A 21,643-nucleotide genomic window follows, 5' to 3' on the forward strand; every position below is an offset into this window, starting at 1 on the left:
CGCACCAGTTACCCATACCGGAGACACCGATGTCCGTTGAACAAACGCAAGCCCATGCGGGCAAGGCCCCCTTTCGCGCGTCCACTGGCCCAATCCACGTCAAGCAGTTCGATGCCGATGCACGCGGGCCGCTGGCCGGCGTGCGCGTCATCGACCTATCGCGGCTGATGGCGGGCAACATGCTGAGCGTGCAGCTCGCTGACTTTGGCGCCGACGTGATCAAGGTCGAGGGCGAGCACGGCGATACGCTGCGCGCGGTCGGCGCCGGCGGCATCAGCACCAACTGGAAGGTCTACGGGCGCAACAAGCGCAGCGTGTGCGTGGATCTGCGTTCGCCCGAAGGCATCGAAATCGTACATCGGCTAGTGCGCGATGCCGATGTGTTCATCGAGAGCTTCAAACCCGGCGTTGCCGAGCAAATGGGGCTCGGCCCCGAGGTGCTGCTCGCGCTGCGCCCGCAGTTGGTGATCGCGCGCATCTCCGGCTGGGGCCAGAGCGGTCCGTACCGGCACAAACCCGGCTTCGGCACGCTGGCCGAAGGCTATGCAGGGTTCGCCGCCATCAATGGTTTTGCCGATCGCGAACCGGTGCTGCCGCCGATGTTCCTGGGGGACATGACGGCCGGCCTGTCCGGCGCGATTGCCGTGCTGGTGGCACTGCGCGCACGCGACGCCGAGGGCGCGATGGGCCAGGTGATCGACGTGTCGCTGTTCGAACCGCTGTTCTCCATTCTCGGGCCAGCCGCCGCCAACTACGCACTCACGGGCAAGGTCAAGCCGCGCACCGGCAGCCGCTCGACCAACACCGCGCCGCGCAATACGTACCGCACCCGCGACAACAAGTGGCTGTGCATGTCGAGCTCCACGCAGGGGATGGCCGAGCGCATGTTCCGCGCGATCGGACGCCCCGACCTGATCGACGATCCGCGCTACCGCACCAACGTTCTGCGTGTGCAGCACGCGGAAGAACTGGACGCCATCGTGAGCGCCTTCATTGCCGAGCGCGACCTGGATAGCAACCTCGCCTTCTTCGAGGCGGCCGGCGTCACGGTCGGGCCGATCCACGATATCGCACAGATCGTGCACGACAACTACGTGATCGAGCGCGAAGCCCTGGTCGAGCTGCCCGACGACGATGCGGGCAGCTTGCCCATGCACAACATCGCACCGCGCCTGTCCGGCACGCCGGGCGTATTCCGCCGGCCCGCGCCCGCACTCGGCGAGAACAACCGCGAAATCCTGCTGCCGCTGCTGGGCGAGGACGATTACGCGCGCCTTACGGCGCAGGGCGTGATCCTGCCACGCTAGGCAACACCGCCAGAAAACAAATCAAAAACAAGGAGACTGCATGAACCCGCGCTGGACCCACCGGCCGCCCGGTTCCAATTGGGGCGACTTCGGTATCGATGATCAACGAGGCAGGCTGAACTGGCTGACGCCGGACCGCGTCTTGCGCGCCGTCGCAGAAGTGCGCGAAGGCGTGGTGTTCTCGCTCAGCCTGCCGCTGGATGTTCCGCGCGGCGGTGGGCTCAACGCGCGGCGACAACCGCCAACGATCAGCCCCGCACTGCTGCAAGGCCGGCCGTACTTCGGTTACCGCGCCGAGGAAGCAGCACGCAATGCAACCGACGTCGTTTGCGACGACGCCTTCTGCATGCACTCGCAGTTCTCCACACAGTGGGATGCGCTGTCGCATGTCGGCTCGCTGTTCGATGCGGATGGTGACGGCAACGCAGAAGCCGTGTTCTACAACGGCTACCGCATGGACGAACACGTGCGGGTACCGCAGGCCGGCGCATCGATGGGCGGTGCGCACGCACTGGGCATCGAAGTCATGGCCCAGACTGGCGTGCAGGGGCGGGGGGTGCTGGTCGATCTGCGACATCACTTTGGCGATGCGCGCCGCAAGATCGGCTACGACGACTGGATGGCCGTGCTGCGTGCCGACGCTATCGTGGTCGAGCGCGGTGACATCGTCTGCATTCACACGGGCTTCGCCGATCGGTTGCTGCAAGCCGATATCGCTGGCGAACAAGCCATGCCCGACACCTGCTGCGTGCTCGATGGCAATGACGAGCGACTCCTGAACTGGATCGACGCCTCGGGCCTGGCCGCGCTGGTTGCGGACAACCACGCCGTCGAAGAGCGCCCGCACCAGCTTGTTGACCGGGCGAGCCCCGGCGCGCTGATGCCGCTGCATGAGCTGTGCCTGTTCAAGCTGGGCATCCACCTGGGCGAGCTGTGGCACCTGACGCCACTGGCGCAATGGCTGCGCACGCATCAACGCAACCGCTTCCTGCTGACCGCGCCGCCGCTGCATGTGCGTGGGCTCGTGGGATCGCCGGTCAATCCCATCGCTACGGTCTGAACCCTGCAGGAGACATTACATGTCTGCAACCTATGCGCAGTCGATCGCTTCGCGCATCGACCGCTTGCCGGCCACCGGCACGATCTGGCGTCTGGTGCTGCTGCTGAGCGTTGGCGGCTTCTTCGAGGTCTACGACCTGTTCCAGATGACCTACCTGCCACCCGGCCTGATCCGGGACGGCATCTTTCACGCAGGTGCCCACGGCACGTTCGGGATGTCGGACCAGGGGGCATTGGGCGCAGCAACGTTTGCCGGCCTCTTCATCGGCGAGATGTTCGTCTCGCGCCTGGCCGACCGTATCGGCCGGCGCAGCGTATTCACCGGCGCACTGCTGCTGTACACCGCAGCCAGCGTGGCGATGTGCTTCCAGAGCACGGCGCTCGGCATCCACCTTTGCCGCTTCGTGGCCAGTTGCGGCGCGGGCGCAGAGCTGATCACGATCGGCGCGTTCCTCACCGAGCTGGTCCCCAAGGACATGCGCGGGCGGGCCTTCGCGGTCTGCTTCGGCATCAGCTACTTGGCAATGCCCGTGCTTGCACTGGCGTCCTGGCTGTGGATTCCTCAATCGCCGTTTGGCATCTCGGGCTGGCGCTGGGTGGTCGCAGCAGGTGGCAGTGGTGCCATCGTCGCCTGGTGGCTGCAGCACCGGCTGCCGGAGTCGCCGCACTGGCTGGCCATGCGCGGACGCATGCAAGAAGCCGAAGCCATCGTCCAGCAGGTCGAGGATCGCGTAGAGCACGAATCCGGCCGCCCCTTGCCGCCCGTCCGGACGCAAGCCATACAGGCGCCGGGCAGTGCGCCCGCTGCGCAATCGATGTGGAACCAGCGTTACCGTAGCCGCACGGTCATGCTGATCACCTTCAACGCGTTCTTGAGCATCGGCTTCTTCGGCTTCAGTCAATGGCTGCCCACGCTGCTTGCGGCACAGGGAGCATCCATCTCCAAAAGCCTCTGGTATGCGTTCGTGATTGCGTTTGCGTATCCGGTGTCGCCCATCATCGGTGGGCTGCTGGCGGATCGCATCGAACGCAAATGGCTGATCGTCGCCACGGCGTTCGGGGTGGTGGTGTTCGGCACCGGTTTCGCCTTGTCGGGGCAGGCGCCGCTGGCGATCCTCTTTGGCGTGCTCATCACCCTGTGCAACACCGTGATGGCCAGCAACGCCACCGCCTATCAGGCCGAGGTGTTTCCGACGCAAATCCGCGGCCGCGCGCTGGGGTTCGTGCATGCATTCGGGCGGTTGACGGGCATTGCCAGCAGTTTCATGGTCGCACTGCTGCTCGAGCACGCGGGGGCACCCGCGGTGTTCGTGTTGATCAGCGCAAGTATGTTGATCGTAATGCTGTCGATCGGGATCTTCGGACCGCGAACGAACAACCGCTCGCTTGACGAGATCGCGGGCGCCGGAGAACCTCATGCAAACGACATGGCGCCGCCCCTCGGCACGCTGCCGGCAGGCCGGTCCTGATGCCCCAGAGCGCGCTTGTACTCCCCACGGGGGCGGAGGAACCACGCCCCCAGCCTCATGTCTGAACGCTTCCATCCCCAGGAGTCACACCCATGTCTGCCGAGCAATCGCTGACCTTGTCACCCCAATCCACCGCGCTGGTACTGATCGACCTGCAACGCGGCATCCTGCCGTTTGCGCAGGGGCCACATTCGCCCGAGCAAGTGATGAGCGCCTCGGCCAAGCTGGCCAAGCGCTTTCGTGAACTGGGCGCGCCGGTGGTGCTGGTGCGTGTGGGCTGGGCTTCCGACTATGCCGACGCCCCGCGCCAGCCCGTCGATCGTCCCGCGCCCACGCAGCCCGGCGGCCTGCCGCCGCAATGGTGGGAGCAGCCCGCCGAGCTGGAAGTCGCGCCCACCGACATCCAGATCACCAAGCGCCAGTGGGGCGCGTTCTACGGCACCGAGCTGGATCTGCAACTGCGCCGCCGCGGCATCACTACCATCGTGCTGGGCGGTATCTCCACGCATGTGGGCGTGGAATCGACCGCGCGTGCCGCATGGGAGCACGGCTACGCGCTGGTGCTGGCCGAAGATGCGATGAGCTCGAACGATGCCGCGCTGCACCGATCGTCGGTGGAGCACGTCTTTCCGCGTCTGGGCCGTGTGCGCAACACGGACACCATCCTCGCGGCACTCACCGCCTAAGTACCTACGCTCCGTCCTCCACCGGCACGTACAGCACCATGCGCAGCCGCGGGTCTTCCATCACCGGCAGGCCGATGTAGTCGTAGCGGACGATCTTGCCGCCGGGCGTGCGGATCAGCTTGTGTTCCGCACGCTGGGCACGCACCTCGTGCTGGCGCCACCAGGTGTCAAACTCGCGGCTGTCGGTGCGCAGGCGGTCGACCAGGGCCACGAGCACCGGGTCATCCGCGTGCGGGTCGTACACCGCCCGGAACTTCGCCAGCATGCGGCGCGCCTCGCTCTCCCACTCGACAAAACGCTCGCGCGCGTTGGCGTACAAGAACATGTAGACCAGCGAGTTGCGGTCTTCCGGCGGCATCGCGCCAAAATCCATGAAGAGCTGCGTGGTCGCCTCGTTCCAGCAGAGCAGTTCGGTACGGTAGCTGCGCACGTGGGCAGGCAGGACCATGCCGGCAACGGCCCGGCGCAAGACGTCGGGCACGACTTCGGCCGATGCATGTCCGGCCGCCCCCAGGAAGGCCGATTCCGCACGCGCCAGACCGCGCATGTGCGCACGCTCGTCCGATGAAAGCTTCAACGCCCGGCCGATCGCCTCGATGGTCGCCACCGAGGGCCGCACATCGCGCCCCTGCTCGATGCGCACATACCAGTCGATGCTGATGTTGGCGAGCTGCGCGACTTCCTCCCGGCGCAGTCCGGCGGTGCGGCGGCGCCCGCTGCCTTCGGGCAGCCCCACATCCTGCGGTCGCAGGTGGCTGCGACGGCTGCGCAGGAACTCGCCCAGCTCACTACGGGGTGCGGCGGGAATGGGGGCCAGATCAGCAGTGAAATCGTCCATGGCGGCATTACATACGACGGCACGTGTTGATGGGAGGGACAACGCAATCCTAGGTTAATCCTAGCTCTGAATCGAATCGGCCCGGGCACCTACGCTGCGTCCATCCCTCTTTCCGGAGCCCATCGTGACCCACGTTTCTTCTGCTTCTCCCACGTCAGAACCACGCCGATGGCTCGCCTTTGGTGTGATGGTGACAGCGCAATTCATGTTCATCGTCGATGCGTTCATCGCCAATGTGGCGATCCCGAGCATCCGCACGAGCCTGCATGCCACACCCGCGCAACTGGAAGCCGTGCTGGCGGTGTACCAGCTCGGCTACGCGATTCTGCTCATCACCGGCGGCCGCCTGGGTGATCTGTTCGGGCGCCGTCGCGTGTTCCTGCTGGGCCTCATCGCCTTTACTGCCACCTCGGCCGGCTGCGGGCTGGCGGGCAGTGCGGCGGCGCTCATTGCGTGGCGCTTTGCGCAGGGCCTCTCTGCCGCGATGATGGTGCCGCAGGTGCTGGCAAGCGTGCAGGCGCTCTTTACCGGCGCGGAGCGCGACCGCGCGCTGTCGATCTTCGGGCTGGTGATGGGCACCGGCGGCGCGGCCGGGCTGCTGGTGGGTGGCGCACTCACCAGTGCAGACATCGCCGGGCTGGGCTGGCGCGCCGCATTCCTGGTCAACCTGCCGGTGGGGTTGGTGGCGGCACTACTGGGCTGGCGCTGGATTCCGCGCCCGACAGCGGCGGCCGCCGAGGTCCACCTCGACAAGGCCGGCGTGGCGTGGATGGCCATCAGCGTGGCGGCCGTGCTCGTGCCGCTGCTGTTCGGCCGCGAACTGCATTGGCCGGCGTGGAGCCTGGTCTTGCTCGTTGTCGGCCTGCTCGGCATGGCGACGTTCCAGCAGCTCGAGGCGCGCATCGACCGTGCGGGTGGCACGCCGTTGCTGCCACCGGCGCTGCTGCAACATCGCGCCTTCATGACGGGCCTGACGGCATCTGGGCTGCACTACATCAGCATGATGGCGTTCTTCCTGGTGCTGACGCTGTACCTGCAGAACGGGCGCCAACTGTCGGCACTGCGCATGGGCATTGTCATTCTGCCGCTGGCCATTGCGTTTCTCATCACCTCGCGCGTGGCCAATGCGCTGGTGCGGCGCTATGGGATGCGTTCGCTGCTGGGCGGCCTCGGCCTGATGGCGGTGGGCCTACTTGTGTTGCTGTCGGGCTTCGGCACGACGTGGGCGCACCCGACCACGCCCAGCATGACGCGCATCAGCATCGCCCTGGCCCTGCATGGCGCGGGGCAGGGGCTGGTCATCGTTCCGCTGATCGGTCTGATACTGACTGGCGTACCACGTACGCAGGCCGGCGCAGCAGCAGGGCTGTTGATCACGGCGCAGCAACTGGCCGGCGCGCTGGGCGTGGCATGCATCGGCGGGCTGTACTTCACCTTTGCGGCCGATGGCAGCGCAACTGGCATGACTCACGGCACGATGGCCGGATGCATCGCGATGCTGGTGGCGCTGGGCGCGGCGGCAACGGGCTTCATGCGTCTGGGAGCACGACAGCGGCAACTGGCGGTGGCCGGTGTAGCAAGCCCGGCCTGAGTTCCCGCCATTCGATACTGTAGCGCGCGACACAAGCGCGCCACAGTGCATTGATCGGCCTAGGCGGTAGTCCCAAACTCCCGCGCGATGCGCTTTGCATCGTCTGCCTTCTGCTCCCGCATGGCCACCGTTTCTCCTCTTCGCCCCGCATCGGCGGCAGCGCCTGCCGCATCGCCTTCCATCTCCCTGGCCCGCCGCCTTGTTGCGGAGGGGCTTGGCACCGCTTTGCTGATCGCCGTGGTACTTGGCACGGGCATCCACGCGAATCGGCTCTCCGGCGGCGATGCCACGTGGACGCTGCTGGCGCAATCGCTGGCGGGTGGGGCAGGGCTGTGCGCGTTGCTGACGGCGTTCGGGCCGGTATCGGGTGCACACCTGAACCCCGCGGTCACGCTGTCGACGCTGGTGCAGGGGCGCCTGCATTGGCGCGACGCGCTGGCGTATGTGGTCGCCCAGGCCATGGGCGCGGTGCTCGGCGTGATGGCAGCGCATGCGATGTACGGCATGCCGGTGCTGTCGGCGGGCACCCACGTGGCAACCGGCCCTGCGCTGTGGTGGAGCGAGGCATTGGCGACGTTCGGGTTGATGGGGGTGGGCATCGCCTGCGGCCGTCACGCGCCGAAGCAGTTGCCGCTGGTGGTCGCCACCTACATCGCAGCCGGGTATTGGTTCACCGCGTCATCTTCGTTGGCCAATCCTGCGCTGGCGCTGGCCTGCGCGCTGACCGACGGCCCCTCGGGCATCCGCCCCGGTGATGTGCCCGGCTACATGCTGGCGCAACTGGTCGGTGCGCTGGTGGCGACACCGTTGTTTGGTTGGCTGATGGGCGCCAACACCACAACGGCATCGCCCGCCGCCGAGACGCCGGCACAACCCCTGCCGCTACCGGTCAGCCGCCGCACGGTCTGACGCGCCACGCTCAGTGGATCAGGGATAGCCCGTTGGTGCGGGCAAACTGGAAAAGATCGGTCTCGCGCGCCAGGCCAAGCTTGCGCAGCGCGGCCGTCTTCTGGGTGCTGACGGTCTTGACGCTCGAACCGAGCTTGCGCGCAATTTCCGACACAGCCATCCCGCCGGCATACAAGCGGACAACCTCCCGCTCACGCGCGCTCAGGGTCTCGAAAACGCTGCGCACGTTGGGATTGAGACCACTCTCTTCCAGGATGCTGGGGCTGTAGTAGTGCGCACCACGCGCAGCAGCCGCGATGGCGTGGCCGACGTAGACCAGGTCATCGCTCTTGCTCACGATGGCGGCCACACCAAGCTGCCGCATGCTGCGCAGCAGGGCCGGGTTGTGCACCATGGTGCAGACCACGATCGCCCGCTTCGGATGTTGCTTGCGCAGGCGTGCAAGCAACGACATGCCGTCGAATGCCGGGTCCCCGTTCATGCGGTAATCCGTGACGATGACATCGCAGTCGATATGGTCGAGTACCTGCATCAACTCATGCCCATCGTGCGCCTGCGCAACAACGCGCTGCTGCGGAAACTGCGCAATGGCGGCCGTCAGCCCCATCAGGATTACAGGATGATCGTCTGCCGCCACGATCGATAGGAATGGGGACATGGCGCGCGCTCAGGTAAGCGCTGGCTGCGCGGGCGCCTGAACGCACCGCAGCCCACCGTCGATCGGGGTACGGCATTGACGCGGCGAAGCGAAGAAGAAGCGATCGATCTGCGGGCGCAGCAGAACGGAAAAGATTGGAGCCGTCATGGGATGTGGGGGCCGGCAAAAGAGTGCCGGTAACCATACCCACGCGCGATGCCCAATGGGATCAGACTTTTCTTACTTTCGATGCCCCGTAACCTTTCGGGGCAGAAGCCGTTTCAATCAGGGCTGCACGAAACTGAACGAGACGGCAACACAAGCCAAGCCGACGCCAATCAGGCGGCCGCCTGCACGTGCGCGAGAAACGCCGTGGTCGACAACGGCGCCGCCCACAGATAACCCTGCCCAGTTGCACAGCCCAGCGCGCGCAAGGTCTGGCGCTGCGCGTCGGTTTCCACCCCTTCAGCGATGCACTCCAGGTGCAGCGTGCGCGCCAGCTCGATCATGGTGCGGCAGATCACGCCGCGCTGGCTGGTCTGGTTGACAGCGGCCGTGAACGAGCGGTCGACCTTGAGGATGGTGAAGGGCAGGTCCGCCAGCAGCTTGAGGGTGGCAATGCCCACGCCAAAGTCATCGATGGCCAGCGGATGGCCAAGCAGGCGCAGGCGGTTGAGCGCGATGGTGAGTTGCGTCGCATCCGGTACCGGCGAATCTTCGGTGAGCTCCAGGCTGATGGAGGCCGGTGCAATGCGCGCCTCACGCACAATGGATTCGACCCGCTCAATGGTGCCTGGGCGGCTGAGCGTTTGCGCAGAGGCATTCACGCCAATCGGCACCGGATGCCCGTGCGCGGCCAGCGCGTGCTGCACGCGCACGCAATGCTCCAGCACATGGAAGAACAGGCCATCGGCCAGCCCCAGCGCCTCCAGGCGCGGCACAAATGCGGCAGGCGACACGCGCCCATGCACCGGATGAATCCATCGGCACAGTGCCTCGGCGCCCACAATCTGGTCGCTGGCGAGATCGTGCTGCGGTTGCAGAACCACCTCGATCTGCTCGGGCGTCTCGTGAATGAGCGCGGCAAGTTCATCGTCGGAAAACTGCGGTGCGCTGACCTGCGCAGCGGGCGCGGGACTGTGCTCACGTGCGGCGGCCTCCTCCAGCAACGGCAGCACGTGCGCGGGGCGCAGCGGCTTCTGCACGCCATGCGTGTGCGTGAGGCCAATGGCATCGGCCAGGCTCACGTGCGACTCGACGATCGGCGCATCCATGGCGCTGACCCAGGCCCACACCGGTGCCTGCCGGGGGAACACCTGGCCGCCACGCAACAGCATCTGCTCCATCAACTGCGGGCCGTTCATGCCGGGCATGTCGATGTCACACAGCACGAGGTCGACAGGGCAGAGCTGGAGCAGGTAGAGCGCCTCGCGGCCATCGCAGGCGGTGAGGATCTGCTGCACGCCCAGCGTGTGGAGCAGCTGCCTTGCAGCGGCACGTTGCACGGGGTGGTCGTCCACCACCAGCACGGCGAGTTGTGCGAAACCTTCCATCGACCAGTCCTTCTTGTTGTAGGTATGGGGCGGAGGGCGCATCCCGTTTTGCGCCGTGCGGCATCCGCTGCGTGCCGTCATTGAAGCACTGCGCGCGCCCCTTGTCAGGCGGCGACGCCAGAAAAACAAAGCCCGCGCAGCTTTTCAACTGCGCGGGCCTTGAGCGATTCCCCCAACCTTTTGAGCTTCCGACATCCGGTGTCGACGGTGTCGGGATGTCAGAAATCGTGCCCTAAAAAAATGAAGCCCGCAACAGGGGCGGGCTCAAAAGGGGGGGAGTGCTCTCTAAAGAGAGAGCAAGGTGAAGTTTAGTGGAGGGGTCTCCATCGGACTGTCCGGATGCCGCCGAATCGCTTGTAGGACAAAAGCTGACGCTGTTTCGCGATGTTAGAAGCAAAAAGCGCGTGGTTGCGCACACGTTCGAGACGTTGGCGTGACTCAGGCGACGCTTTCACTGGCGCTGTCCGACACGCGGCTCTTGCGCTGGAGTGGCGGCTTAAAGCACGTGATTGAAAAAAGTGCTCGTTGCGATCGGGCAACGCCCAGAGGTTTGGGGGCAGAAAATGAGCGTAGCCGGAATCGGCCAGGAGGCAAGGCGGCCGTGAGGAACAGCAATCGGACGCGCCAAAGAAAAAAGCCCGAGCACCAGGTGCTCGGGCCACAATCCACCAAGGAGGGTGGAGGAGACAGTCCCCACTATAGCGAATCATTTGCTGCGTTGCAATAACGTAGAACTACGTAATGCCACAAAGCGGCCACAAGCGTTGTGAGGGCGCCACGGGTGGCGAAAACGATTGCATCTGTCACAAGATGACGCGGCGCAACAAACGACGCGGCGCGCTGTGGGAATTCAGCCTTCCCACGGCGCGCCGCCAATGACTTCTAGTTCAAGCCAGAAAGTATCCGCTCACTCAGAGCGTATCGATTAAAACGCCGGCAAGATCGCCCCCTTGAACTGCGTATCGATGAACTTGCGCACCTCTTCCGACTGGTAGGCGTGCACCAGCGTCTTCACCCACGGCTGGTTCTTGTCTTTCTCCCGCACGGCGATCAGGTTGGCGTACGGGCCTTGGCGGTCTTCCAGCGCAATCGCGTCCTTGGTGGGCGACAGGTTGTTCTTGACCGCGTAATCGGTGTTGATGGAAGCGACGTCCAGATCATCCAGCGAGCGCGGCAGTTGGGCCGAATCCAGCTCGATCAGCTTGATCTTCTTCGGGTTCTCGACCACGTCGCGCGGGGTGGCGTTGTTGCCGTTCGTGCCGGCACCGGCCTTGAGCTTGATCACGCCGGCCTTCTGCAGGAGCAGCAGGGCACGGTTGCCGTTGGACGGGTCGTTCTGGATACCGACCTTCGCGCCCTCCTTGAGCTCGGCAAACGACTTGACCTTCTTCGAGTAGAAGCCCATCGGTGCCACGTAGGTCAGGCCCACGTTGACGATCTTGTAGTTACGCGCCTTGATCTGGCTGTCGAGGAAGGGCTGGTGCTGAAAGCCGTTGGCGTCCAGGTCACCGGCGTCGAGCGCGGGGTTGGGCTGGGCGTAGTCGTTGAACTCGATGATCTTGACGTCCAGGCCGTCCTTTTTGGCGACCTTCTGCACGACTTCCCAGATTTGCGCATCGGGGCCGCTCATGGTGCCGAGCTTGATCTGCTTGGTGTCGGCGTTAGCTGCAGCAGAAACGGTGGCAGCGGCGGCAAATGCAATGGCCGGTACGGCCACGCGCGCAAGGCGGGAGAACAGAGACATGGAGAAACCTCGTGGATTTTGTCGTGGATACGTGAACGAAAGCCGCCCGCGGGTAGCGGGCGGTGTGTGACGTGATCCTGTCATAGAGACGCCGACGGCCGAACGATATTTTCGGCATGTCGATATGCCGGGCGACGGTGCAAAGCCAGGCACCATGCCGGTTTGCGGCGGGCAGTGAGGTCGTCGCTGGCCTACTCGGTCTCGTCCACTTCCACGGGCGGCGGCTCGGCGGCGGGCAGGGCGACGACGAAGCACGCGCCGCCATCGGCGGGCTTCTCGACCCAGATGCGTCCGTTGTGTGCGCTGACGATGGCTTCGCACACGGCCAGGCCCAGGCCAACGCCGGTGGTGGCGGACTCCTTCTCACCGCGTGTGAACTTCTCGAAGATGATCCGCTCGCTGCCGGCGGGCACGCCGGGGCCATGATCGCGCACGTGCAGGCGCAGTTCCTGGCCGCGCTTTTCGTCTTGCACGATCGCCGCAGAGATATGCACCTCGGTGCCGGCCGGCGCAAACTTGCCGGCGTTCTCCAGCAGGTTGGACAGCACCCGCTCCATGAGCGGGCCGTCGCAGCGCACCAGCGGCAGGTCGGCCATGTCGTCCACCACCACGCGGTGATCGGGCAGGGGAATGGTCTGCAGTGCCGCGCCGATCAGTTCTTCAATCGACTGCCACTCCAGCCGCAGCTTGACCTCGCGGTTCTGCAGGCGGGCCATGTCGAGCAGGTTGGTGACCATCGTGCGCATGCGCTGCGCCTGCTGGCCGATGGCAGCGGCGGCTTCCGCCTGCAGCGGCGAAAGCGGTGGCTGATTGGGCTGTGGGCGCGAAAGCGTCTCGGCCATCCCCACCAACCCGGTCAGCGGCGTGCGCAAATCATGCGACACCGCCGCCAGCAGCGAATTGCGCAACCGCTCCGATTCAATGCGCACCAGCGCGTCCTGGGCGATCTCCACATAGTGCACACGCTCGATGGCAATGGCGACGAGCGTGGCGCAGGCGTCAATCTGACGGCGGTTGTCGGGCTGGGCCAGCACCTGGAAAGCTTCGGGCTCCACAGCCAGCACGCCGCGAATCGCCATCGGCGCCTTCAACGGCAGATAGAGCACCGAGCCCGACGGCAGCGTGTGGGTGCCGGTGCCGGCGGGCTGGCCATGTTGATACGTCCAATCGGCCAGCACGCGATCGAGGTTGGGCATGCCTGAGGGTGCCGAATTCTGCGCCGCATTGCCCCCCTCGGACATTGCAGCGGCACCCTCCGGCTTGGCGATCTGTGGTGCACCCAGCCGGCCATCCAGCCCGACGAAGAAGAAGGCACAGCGCCCGCCAAACGTCGCGTTGACGAAGCGCCCGCCAATGCTGACGATCTGGTCCAGGGTGAGCGCGGCGGACAGTTCACGCGCCGCCTCGTACAGCGCACGCGCGGCGGCCTCACGCTGCACGGCCACCTCGGCCTGTTCACGCAGGCCCGCGGTGAGCTGGCCGACCAGCAAACCCACCGCCAACATCACACCGAAGGTCAACAGGTACTGCACGTCACTCACGGCGAACGACCAGCGTGGCGGCACGAAAAAGAAGTCGAACAGCGCCACCGACAGCACCGATGCCAGCGCCGCCGGCCCGCGCCCGTGGCGCATCGCCACCGCCACCACGGCGGCCAGGAACAGCATGACGATGTTGGCCAGGTCGAACACCGGGCGCACGAGGCTGGAGAGCGCCGTGGCAATCCCCACGTACACCGCTGCGGCCAGATAACCCGGTGTCAGCCAGCCGGGCTGGGCATCCGCCGCACGCTCAACCTCGGTGCGGACATCAACGCGCCCGAACGCAGCCGCCTTGGGCGTGAGCTGGATACGCGCCGGATCGGCCGCCGCGCGAATCACATCCACCTCCGGGCAATGCCGCGCGAGCGACTCGGCAAAGTCGCCGCTGGGCAAGCGGCGCTCCAGCCCGATAGCCAGCCGCAACGCCACGACCACTGCACGCGGCGAGCGCCAGCGCTTCTCCGGCGGCCGTCCGATCACCGCCTTGGTGATGTTGTGGCGGCGGATGTAGCCGGTGATGGCCTCGATCGCGTTGGTGCCGGCCAGCGTCTCCACCTTCGCGCCCGCATCTTCGGCCAGCTTGAGCAGTGCGTGCAGGCGCTCGGAACGACTATCCGCGGCGCGCAGATGCGGCATCACCACCGCCACGGCATGCCAATCGCATTCGAGCTGGGCAGCCAGGCGCGCGGCGCTGCGGATCACCTGCTCGCCATCGCCCTGTGGGTCCAGGCACGCGACGATGGTCTCGCGCGTGCGCCAGACGTTTTCGATACGGCGCGCGCGGCGGTAGGCCTGCACGTCGTCGTCCACGCGGTCGGCGGTGCGGCGCAGGGCGAGTTCGCGCAGGGCGATGAGGTTGCCCTTGCGGAAGAAGTTGCGTGCCGCGTGCTGCGCCTGCTCGGGCATGTAGACCTTGCCCTCGGCCAGACGGCGTAACAGCTCATCGGCGGGGAGGTCGACGAGGATCACCTCGTTGGCACTGTCGAACACGGCGTCGGGCACGGTTTCCCAGACGCGGATGCCGGTGATGCTGCCAACCGCCTCGTTCAGGCTGTCGAGGTGCTGGACGTTGACAGTGGTCCACACGTCGATGCCGGCGGCGAGCAGGTCTTCAATGTCCTGCCAGCGCTTGGGGTGGCGAGAGCCGGCCACATTGGAGTGGGCGAGTTCGTCGACAAGGATCAGGGCGGGCTTGCGCGCCAGCGCGGCGTCGAGGTCGAACTCGGGGAGGGCGCGGCCCTTGTATTCAATCTGGCGGGTGGGGAGGTGTTCGAGATCAGCAACCAGCGCGGCAGTTTCGGCACGGCCGTGAGTTTCGACCAGGCCGATGATGACGTCGATGCCCTGGGCGCGGGCAGCCTTGGCTGCGGAGAGCATGGCGTACGTCTTCCCGACACCTGCGGAGGCGCCGAAGTAGATGCGCAGCTTGCCGCGGGAGGCGTGCTCCTGGTCGGATTGGAGTTCGGCCAGGAGGGTGTCGGGATTGGGGCGTTGATCGACCGTCATGCTTTGTATTTTCGGTGGTTTTTTTGCTGGTGGTCCATCCCTTGTTTCATCCCCTGCCGGGGCTGACTCACTTTCTTTGTCTTGCCAAAGAAAGTAAGCAAAGAAAGGCGCGCCCGATGCGGCGAAAGACTCCTTGAATTTATGTCGCAAGGAGGGAGCGGAGGCAAACTCGCTTCGCTCAAACAAGCCTCCCCTCTTTTTCCTCCTTGCAACAGAAATTCAAGGCGCCGCATAGGGCAGGAACGTCAAAAGACAAAAACCAAACCGTTGGTCCACTTGCGTTGCCGCTTGTGAACCAACGGTTTGGCCGTTCATGCCCTTGATGGCGCCTTGGATTTTTGTTGGGGGAAGGAAAAAGAGGGGAGGCTTGTCTGAGGCCTTTAGGCCGAGTTTGCCTCCCCTCCCTTCCCGCGACAAAAATCCAAGGGGGTGTCGCCATCTCGGGCGCGCCTTTCTTTGCTTACTTTCTTTGGCAAGACAAAGAAAGTGAGTCGGGCCCGGCAGGGCACGAAATAGGGGACGTACCACCGGCGCCCGACTCAAAAAACGCTCACTTCAAATCGTCCAGCGCCAGGTTGAGCTCCAGTACATTGACCGTCGCTTCGCCAAACACGCCAAGGATCGGCCCCTTGGTGTTCTCAGCCACCACCTTCCGAACCGTCTCGACCGGCATATTGCGCGCCTTCGCCACGCGCTCCACTTGGTACGCCGCAGCCGCCGGGCTGATGTGCGGGTCCAGGCCGCTGCCCGAGGCCGTCACGAGGTCAGCCGGGATCGGTGCGGTGTTGGTCGGGTCCGCTTCCTTAAGCGCCGCAATCCGCGCCTTGGCCGCATCCGTCAGCGCCGGGTTGCTCGGGCCGAGGTTGGAACCGCCCGAAGCCTGCGCGTTATACGGGTTGGGCGAGGTGGCCGAGATGCGCCCCCAGAAATACTGCGGCGTATCAAAGTTCTGCCCGATCAGCGACGAGCCCACGGGCTTGCCGTTGCGCTCGATGATCGAACCACCGGCCTGCGCCGGAAACAGTCCCTTGCCGATGCCCGTCACCACCACCGGATACAGTACCCCGGTAATCAGCGACAGGCCAACGAAGACCACCAGCGCCGCGCGCAGCAGCCCACCTTGCTGCGGCACGTCGGGCTGCACAGGTTGTGTCGTGGTTGCCATGAAGTTCTCCTTCGTTCCTTAGTCCTTAGACCCAGCCCATTGCGGCCAGGAACATGTCGATGATCTTGATGCCCGGGAAGGGCAGCAGCAGGCCGCCCAGGCCGTAGATCAAGAGGTTGCGGCGCAGCAGCGAGGCTGCCCCCAGCGCGCGGTACTTCACGCCCTTGAGCGCCAGCGGGATCAGGAACACGATGATCAGCGCGTTGAAGATCACCGCACTCATCACGGCCGATGCCGGCGTCGCCAGATGCATCACGTTCAGTGCGGCCAACTGCGGATACGTGGTCGCAAACGCGGCCGGGATGATGGCGAAGTACTTCGCCACATCGTTGGCGATCGAGAACGTGGTCAGCGAGCCGCGCGTCATCAGCATCTGCTTGCCGATCTCGACAATCTGGATCAGCTTGGTCGGGCTGGAATCCAGGTCGACCATGTTGCCGGCCTCCTTGGCGGCCTGCGTGCCGCTGTTCATGGCGACGGCCACGTCGGCTTGCGCAAGGGCGGGGGCATCGTTGGTGCCGTCACCCGTCATGGCGACAAGGCGGCCTTGTGCCTGGTGTTCGCGGATGAGCGCGAGCTTGGTCTCGGGCGTGGCCTCGGCGATGAAGTCGTCGACACCGGCTTCTGCGGCGATGGACGCTGCGGTCAGGCGGTTGTCGCCGGTGATCATCACCGTCTTGATGCCCATCTGGCGCAGCTCGGCAAAGCGCTCGCGAATGCCGGCCTTGACGATGTCCTTCAGCTCCACCACGCCGAGCACACGCTCGTTGTCGGACACCACCAGCGGCGTACCGCCTTGGCGCGCCACGTCATCCACAGCGGTGGACACAGCTTCCGGAAACTTGCCGGCCAGCAGCGTCACATGCGTGCGGATGGCATCGGCGGCGCCCTTGCGGATCTGGCGCGCCTCGCCGTTCTGCGGGGTGTGAGAACTGAGGTTGATACCGCTCATGCGCGTTTGCGCCGAGAAGGCAACGTACACCGGCTGCGTCTTGGAAAGCGCGGCCTCATCGATGGCCGCCTCACCCAAGTTGCGGGCCAGCGTGACGATGCTGCGGCCTTCCGGCGTTTCATCGGCCAGCGACGACAGCCATGCCGCTTCGGCCAGCTGCTTGGCAGTCACGCCGGGTGCGGGAATGAAACGCGATGCCTGACGGTTGCCGTGCGTGATCGTGCCGGTCTTGTCGAGCAGCAGCACATCCACATCACCGGCGGCTTCCACCGCGCGGCCCGACGTGGCGATCACGTTGGCCTGCATCATGCGGCTCATGCCTGCCACGCCAATGGCCGACAGCAACCCGCCGATGGTGGTCGGGATCAGGCACACCAGCAACGCCACCAGCACGGTAATCGTGATGGGGCTGCCGGCCTTCATGGCTTCCACCGAGAACAGCGAGTACGGCAGCAGCGTGACAGTCGCCAGCATCAGGATGATGGTCAGGCTCACCAGCAGAATGGTCAGCGCCAGCTCGTTGGGGGTCTTCTGGCGCTTGGCGCCTTCCACCATCGAGATCATCCGATCCAGGAAGCTCTCGCCCGGGTTGGCGGTGATGCGCACGATGATCCAGTCCGACAGCACGCGCGTGCCACCCGTCACCGACGAGAAGTCACCGCCCGATTCACGGATGACCGGAGCGGATTCGCCTGTGATGGCGCTTTCATCCACCGAGGCCACGCCTTCGATCACCTCGCCATCACCCGGGACCATGTCGCCGGCTTCGATGAGGACGATGTCGTCGCGGCGCAGCGCGGTGGCGGCGCGGGCCTCCACACGGTCACGGCGGCGTGCATCGGCCAACACCTTGGCCTGCACCGTGGTCTTGATGCCGCGCAGCGATGCAGCCTGCTGCTTGCTGCGGCCCTCGGCCAGTGCTTCAGCAAAGTTGGCAAACAACACCGTGAACCACAGCCACACCGACACCGCCAGGATGAAGCCCGCCGGGGCTTCGGCCTGGCCGCGCAGCGCCATGATCCACAGGATGGTGGTGAGGATGCTGCCGACGTAGACGACAAACATCACCGGGTTCTTGGCCTGCGCACGCGGCGAGAGCTTGCGGAAGCTATCGACAATGGCCGGCTTGACCAGCGCCGACGAGAACATCGACAGCTTGCGCACCTCCTTGGCGGACAGCGTATGCGACGTGCTGCGACCCTGCGGCTGCGTATCGGCGCTCGGCTCAAGCTTGTGTTTGACCGTGCGCACAGCCGGTTCAGATTCTGGATAACGGATAGCCATAAGGCACCTGTTGATATTGAGTTTGCAGCGCGCGTTAGCGTGCGAGGTGTTCCGCAATGGGCCCAAGCGCCAATGCCGGGATGTAGGTCAGCGCCCCCACCAGCAGCACCGAGCCGATCAGCAGCACGACAAAGAGAGGGCCGTGCGTGGGCAGCGTGCCCACCGTCACCGGCAGGCGCTTCTTGGCGGCAAACGTGCCCGCCATGGCCAGCACCGGCACGATGATCCAGAAGCGGCCCAGCCACATGGCAATGCCCAGCGCCACGTTGTAGAACGGCGTGTTGGCAGACAGGCCCGCAAACGCGCTGCCGTTGTTGTTGGCGGCTGACGAGAAGGCGTACAGCACTTCAGAGAAGCCGTGCGTGCCGGGGTTGAAGATGCCCGCCTTGCCGCCCGCAGCCAGCACTGCGACAGCCGTGCCAACCAGCACCAGCAGAGGCGTGACGAGAATGGCGATGGACGTCATCTTCATCTCGAACACCTCGATCTTCTTGCCGAGGTATTCCGGCGTGCGGCCAATCATCAGGCCCGCGATGAACACGGCCAGGATGGCGTACACCAGCATGCCGTACAGGCCCGAGCCCACACCGCCAAACACCACTTCGCCCAGCTGCATCAGGAACATCGGCACGAAGCCGCCCAGCGCGGTCAGCGAGTCATGCATGGCATTGACAGCACCGCACGAGGCCGAGGTGGTGACGGTCACGAACAGCGACGTCGCCACGATGCCAAAGCGCGATTCCTTGCCCTCCATGTTGCCGATGGCCTGGTCGATGCCGAGGTTGGCCAGCATGGGGTTGGCATGCAACTCCGACCACATCTCGAACGAGGCCAGCACCACAAATAGCACCGCCATGGCTGCCAGCACCGCCCAGCCCTGACGACGATCACCCACCATGCCGCCAAACGTAAAGCACAGCGCCGCCGGAATGATGAAGATCGCCAGCATCTGCACGAAGTTGGTCAGCGCGTTGGGGTTCTCGTACGGGTGTGCCGAGTTGGCATTGAAGAAGCCGCCACCGTTGGTGCCCAGCATCTTGATCGCCTCTTGCGACGCAACCGGGCCCATCGGCAGGGTCTGCGTTTGCGTGGTGGCTTTTTCCGTCACGGGGTTGCCCTGGGCATCCTTGAGCGGATTGCCGCTGGCGTCCATCTTCGGGTTGTCGTACGTGGTGGCCGTAACGGTGGTCACGTCCTTGTACGCATCGAAGTTCTGGATGGCGCCCTGGCTGATGAAGAACACCGACACGATGATCGACAGCGGCAGCAGCACGTACACCGTAGCGCGCGTGAAATCGACCCAGAAGTTGCCGATGGTCTTGGCCGAGTGGCGCGCAAAGCCGCGGATGAGCGCAATCACCACCGCAATACCGGTGGCGGCCGACAGGAAGTTCTGCACTGCCAGCCCGAGCATCTGCGTGAGATAGCTCATCGTGCTTTCGCCCGAATAGCCCTGCCAGTTGGTGTTGGTGACAAAGCTGACCGCCGTGTTGAACGACGAATCGGGCGTGACCGCACCAAAGGCCTGCGGGTTGAGCGGCAGCCACTGCTGCATGCGCTGCAGCGCATACACCGCCAGCGCGCCCAGCACGTTGACGACGATGACCGCCACCGCATAGCGCTTCCAGCCCATCTCGGCCTGCGGGTTGACGCCGGCCACGCGATAGAACAAGCGCTCGACGGGGCCGAGCCAGTGGGTGCGCGAAGGTTTGTCGCCAAACACGCCGGCCATATACGAGCCGAGCGGCCTGGCCAGAACCAGCAGCACGATCAGGTAGATCGCCAGCTGGAGGAGGAACGCATTCATGGTGTGCCTCGCGTTGTTGTTAGAAGCGTTCGGGCCACAGCAGGGCCACGAACAAATAGACAAGCAGGACCACCGTGATGGCCCCGGACAAGACATAGAGCCAGGTCATTGCTTTTTCTCCATGGCGTGCGTGGTGGGCTGATCACGTGTGGCGAGCCGGGCAGTCAGGGCGAGCAGCCCGCCCACTGCCAAGGCCAGCACCGCGAGGCCGGCGAGGTAAACGAAGTCCATGAGCGCTCCCCTTTTTCCGTCAGGTGGTTAGAACGTTTTGGTCACGGCGAGCAGGGCGGTGGCTTTGCCCATGTAGCTGCCCCGTGTATTGGTGTAGGCCAGACGCGATGCGTTGGTGTCGATATAGGACAAGGAAGCTGTCCAACCCGAACCGAAATCCTTCGTCACACCCACTTTCCAGTCGGCATAGGACGTACGCACCACTTGATGCGGCACCTGCTGATAGCCCACGTGCAGGTTCAGCGTCAGGCCCCAGAAGCCGGTGTCGAAGTTGCCCGACAGGTCGAAGTACTGGCTGTGGTGGCTATCGGCAAAACCGAACAGGTTGGAGAACGCGTGCGAGTACTTGAACGAGACCGGGCCGTAGCCGATCTGTGCATAGCCTTCGGTGGTGTGCGGGCGGGTGTACCCGTCGGGGTAGCTGCCGGGGTAGTAGTACTGCAGCACGCCCACGTCGATCGGGACGTCCTTCATCAGCTCGGTCTTGTAGCCGCCGTAAAAATCCATCTCGATGGGGGCGGACACGTTGGGGTTGGAATCCCCCAGCCAGCTGATCGACGAGTTCCAGTTGCCGACGTAGAAACCGTTGGGCAGTGCGTAGTCAAAGCCGCCCTGAATGGCCGGTTTGTTGTTGGTTTGCATGATCCCGCGATAGCGGTACTGGCTGGCCAGCGTCAGGTTGGCCGTGAGCGGGCTGGCAGGCGCGGCGGCAGGTGCCGGCGCAGCATCGTTGGATTGTGCGTAAGCGGCCGCGCTGGACAGTGCTGCGGCAAACATGACAACGCCACCGATGACGGTGGCGCGCAAAGAAACCTGCTTGGCTTGCATGGACCTTTCCCTTGTTGTTTTAGGTGCCGCCCGGCCCGGCGCTCAAGCGCCCGACTGGAACCGGATGCGGCGTGCACGCGGGCTCCCGTCAGTGGGCCTGCGTGCAGTGCAACATTAGGGAAAGGGGGGTAAAAACGGGGTAAAGGTTGGGGGGAGGGGTGTAAACGCGGTGTAAAAATGGGGAGTAAGTAAGCAATCTCCTCCGGGCTCTTTAAGCCGCCCAGTTTTCCGACGGTGGTGTTCGATGAGGCTGCGTCTCGGCTATCGCTCAGATACCAAGCGACAGGCTTCTCGTTTATGTGCGATGTGCCGCGTATGGCGTTGCACCAAGGCTGTAAACGCTCGGAAGGCGGGACCTCAATGGCGGCACCCACACCAAACCACGCTGTACCCTCAAAAGATCGAACAGAGACGTTTTGCTTCGCCTCCCCCGCTCGTCACTACATATTGACGGCATCGAATGCTAGAGTGCGTCAGCCGAGGGCAGAAGAGACGATGATGGGATTCTGTCGAGGGGTTATGGAGCGAAGCGGCCG

General features: G+C 64.8%; 17 protein-coding genes. 6 read left to right on the forward strand and 11 right to left on the reverse strand.

Annotated features, from left to right (window positions below):
- Positions 1 to 29 precede the first annotated feature (29 nt).
- From R2N11_RS09055 to R2N11_RS09070, 4 genes are all read left to right on the forward strand, one after another.
- Positions 30 to 1,307 (forward strand): CaiB/BaiF CoA transferase family protein, encoded by a 1,278-nt coding sequence (locus R2N11_RS09055; protein WP_199032541.1) that lies wholly within the window; start codon positions 30 to 32, stop codon positions 1,305 to 1,307.
- 40 nt (positions 1,308 to 1,347) lie between these two features.
- A complete protein-coding gene (locus R2N11_RS09060; RefSeq protein ID WP_199032542.1) occupies positions 1,348 to 2,367 on the forward strand; it encodes a cyclase family protein in 1,020 nt (339 codons plus the stop codon).
- Positions 2,368 to 2,386: 19 nt separating this feature from the next.
- A complete protein-coding gene (locus R2N11_RS09065; RefSeq protein ID WP_316680855.1) occupies positions 2,387 to 3,835 on the forward strand; it encodes an MFS transporter in 1,449 nt (482 codons plus the stop codon).
- Positions 3,836 to 3,927: 92 nt separating this feature from the next.
- On the forward strand, positions 3,928 to 4,521 hold the full coding sequence (locus R2N11_RS09070; RefSeq protein WP_199032544.1) for a hydrolase: 594 nt from the start codon (positions 3,928 to 3,930) through the stop codon (positions 4,519 to 4,521).
- A gap of 4 nt (positions 4,522 to 4,525) precedes the next feature.
- Here R2N11_RS09070 and R2N11_RS09075 read toward each other — a convergent pair whose 3' ends face one another.
- Positions 4,526 to 5,359 carry a helix-turn-helix transcriptional regulator gene (locus tag R2N11_RS09075; protein ID WP_199032545.1) on the reverse strand — a complete coding sequence of 278 codons (834 nt, stop codon included), beginning with the start codon at positions 5,357 to 5,359 and terminating at the stop codon, positions 4,526 to 4,528.
- A gap of 124 nt (positions 5,360 to 5,483) precedes the next feature.
- Between R2N11_RS09075 and R2N11_RS09080 the strand changes: the two genes are divergently transcribed.
- Positions 5,484 to 6,950, forward strand: coding sequence for an MFS transporter (locus R2N11_RS09080; RefSeq protein ID WP_316680856.1), 1,467 nt, complete (start codon positions 5,484 to 5,486; stop codon positions 6,948 to 6,950).
- A 120-nt stretch (positions 6,951 to 7,070) separates the two neighbouring features.
- The gene (locus tag R2N11_RS09085; protein WP_316680857.1) at positions 7,071 to 7,859 is read left to right on the forward strand and encodes an MIP/aquaporin family protein; all 789 of its coding nucleotides are present in this window, start codon (positions 7,071 to 7,073) and stop codon (positions 7,857 to 7,859) included.
- Between the two features lie 10 nt (positions 7,860 to 7,869).
- Here R2N11_RS09085 and R2N11_RS09090 read toward each other — a convergent pair whose 3' ends face one another.
- The 10 genes from R2N11_RS09090 to R2N11_RS09135 all read right to left on the reverse strand — a co-directional run bounded on the left by R2N11_RS09090 (position 7,870) and on the right by R2N11_RS09135 (position 21,107).
- Positions 7,870 to 8,517, reverse strand: a complete 648-nt coding sequence (locus R2N11_RS09090) for a response regulator (RefSeq protein ID WP_199028723.1) — start codon at positions 8,515 to 8,517, stop codon at positions 7,870 to 7,872.
- Between the two features lie 317 nt (positions 8,518 to 8,834).
- Positions 8,835 to 10,049, reverse strand: a complete 1,215-nt coding sequence (locus R2N11_RS09095) for an EAL domain-containing response regulator (protein ID WP_199028792.1) — start codon at positions 10,047 to 10,049, stop codon at positions 8,835 to 8,837.
- Positions 10,050 to 10,974: 925 nt separating this feature from the next.
- On the reverse strand, positions 10,975 to 11,793 hold the full coding sequence (locus tag R2N11_RS09100; RefSeq protein WP_199028724.1) for a MetQ/NlpA family ABC transporter substrate-binding protein: 819 nt from the start codon (positions 11,791 to 11,793) through the stop codon (positions 10,975 to 10,977).
- A 191-nt stretch (positions 11,794 to 11,984) separates the two neighbouring features.
- Positions 11,985 to 14,840 carry a DUF4118 domain-containing protein gene (locus tag R2N11_RS09105; protein ID WP_316680858.1) on the reverse strand — a complete coding sequence of 952 codons (2,856 nt, stop codon included), beginning with the start codon at positions 14,838 to 14,840 and terminating at the stop codon, positions 11,985 to 11,987.
- 550 nt (positions 14,841 to 15,390) lie between these two features.
- Positions 15,391 to 16,005 carry a potassium-transporting ATPase subunit KdpC gene (gene kdpC / locus R2N11_RS09110; RefSeq protein WP_316680859.1) on the reverse strand — a complete coding sequence of 205 codons (615 nt, stop codon included), beginning with the start codon at positions 16,003 to 16,005 and terminating at the stop codon, positions 15,391 to 15,393.
- Positions 16,006 to 16,030: 25 nt separating this feature from the next.
- On the reverse strand, positions 16,031 to 18,106 hold the full coding sequence (gene kdpB, locus R2N11_RS09115) for a potassium-transporting ATPase subunit KdpB (RefSeq protein WP_430715431.1): 2,076 nt from the start codon (positions 18,104 to 18,106) through the stop codon (positions 16,031 to 16,033).
- Positions 18,107 to 18,275: 169 nt separating this feature from the next.
- Positions 18,276 to 20,048 carry a potassium-transporting ATPase subunit KdpA gene (kdpA, locus tag R2N11_RS09120; protein WP_316680860.1) on the reverse strand — a complete coding sequence of 591 codons (1,773 nt, stop codon included), beginning with the start codon at positions 20,046 to 20,048 and terminating at the stop codon, positions 18,276 to 18,278.
- A gap of 19 nt (positions 20,049 to 20,067) precedes the next feature.
- Positions 20,068 to 20,157, reverse strand: a complete 90-nt coding sequence (gene kdpF / locus R2N11_RS09125; protein ID WP_004628487.1) for a K(+)-transporting ATPase subunit F — start codon at positions 20,155 to 20,157, stop codon at positions 20,068 to 20,070.
- Entirely contained in the window at positions 20,154 to 20,279 is a 126-nt protein-coding gene (locus R2N11_RS09130) for a hypothetical protein (protein ID WP_269848264.1), read from the reverse strand. The genes kdpF and R2N11_RS09130 overlap by 4 nt, the downstream gene beginning before the upstream one ends.
- 27 nt (positions 20,280 to 20,306) lie before the next feature.
- Positions 20,307 to 21,107, reverse strand: a complete 801-nt coding sequence (locus R2N11_RS09135) for a TorF family putative porin (protein ID WP_199028729.1) — start codon at positions 21,105 to 21,107, stop codon at positions 20,307 to 20,309.
- Positions 21,108 to 21,643: the final 536 nt, after the last annotated feature.

This window comes from Ralstonia flaminis, assembly GCF_958415495.1.
GTDB lineage: Bacteria > Pseudomonadota > Gammaproteobacteria > Burkholderiales > Burkholderiaceae > Ralstonia > Ralstonia flaminis.

Coding starts and splice junctions, on each gene's coding strand:
- R2N11_RS09055 (WP_199032541.1), top strand. CDS start 30: ATGTCCGTTGAACAAACGCAAGCCCATGCGGGCAAGGCCCCCTTTCGC.
- R2N11_RS09060 (WP_199032542.1), top strand. CDS start 1,348: ATGAACCCGCGCTGGACCCACCGGCCGCCCGGTTCCAATTGGGGCGAC.
- R2N11_RS09065 (WP_316680855.1), top strand. CDS start 2,387: ATGTCTGCAACCTATGCGCAGTCGATCGCTTCGCGCATCGACCGCTTG.
- R2N11_RS09070 (WP_199032544.1), top strand. CDS start 3,928: ATGTCTGCCGAGCAATCGCTGACCTTGTCACCCCAATCCACCGCGCTG.
- R2N11_RS09075 (WP_199032545.1), bottom strand. CDS start 5,359: ATGGACGATTTCACTGCTGATCTGGCCCCCATTCCCGCCGCACCCCGT.
- R2N11_RS09085 (WP_316680857.1), top strand. CDS start 7,071: ATGGCCACCGTTTCTCCTCTTCGCCCCGCATCGGCGGCAGCGCCTGCC.
- R2N11_RS09090 (WP_199028723.1), bottom strand. CDS start 8,517: ATGTCCCCATTCCTATCGATCGTGGCGGCAGACGATCATCCTGTAATC.
- R2N11_RS09095 (WP_199028792.1), bottom strand. CDS start 10,049: ATGGAAGGTTTCGCACAACTCGCCGTGCTGGTGGTGGACGACCACCCC.
- R2N11_RS09100 (WP_199028724.1), bottom strand. CDS start 11,793: ATGTCTCTGTTCTCCCGCCTTGCGCGCGTGGCCGTACCGGCCATTGCA.
- R2N11_RS09105 (WP_316680858.1), bottom strand. CDS start 14,840: ATGACGGTCGATCAACGCCCCAATCCCGACACCCTCCTGGCCGAACTC.
- kdpC (WP_316680859.1), bottom strand. CDS start 16,005: ATGGCAACCACGACACAACCTGTGCAGCCCGACGTGCCGCAGCAAGGT.
- kdpB (WP_430715431.1), bottom strand. CDS start 18,106: ATGTTCTCGTCGGCGCTGGTCAAGCCGGCCATTGTCGATAGCTTCCGC.
- kdpA (WP_316680860.1), bottom strand. CDS start 20,048: ATGAATGCGTTCCTCCTCCAGCTGGCGATCTACCTGATCGTGCTGCTG.
- kdpF (WP_004628487.1), bottom strand. CDS start 20,157: ATGACCTGGCTCTATGTCTTGTCCGGGGCCATCACGGTGGTCCTGCTT.
- R2N11_RS09130 (WP_269848264.1), bottom strand. CDS start 20,279: ATGGACTTCGTTTACCTCGCCGGCCTCGCGGTGCTGGCCTTGGCAGTG.
- R2N11_RS09135 (WP_199028729.1), bottom strand. CDS start 21,107: ATGCAAGCCAAGCAGGTTTCTTTGCGCGCCACCGTCATCGGTGGCGTT.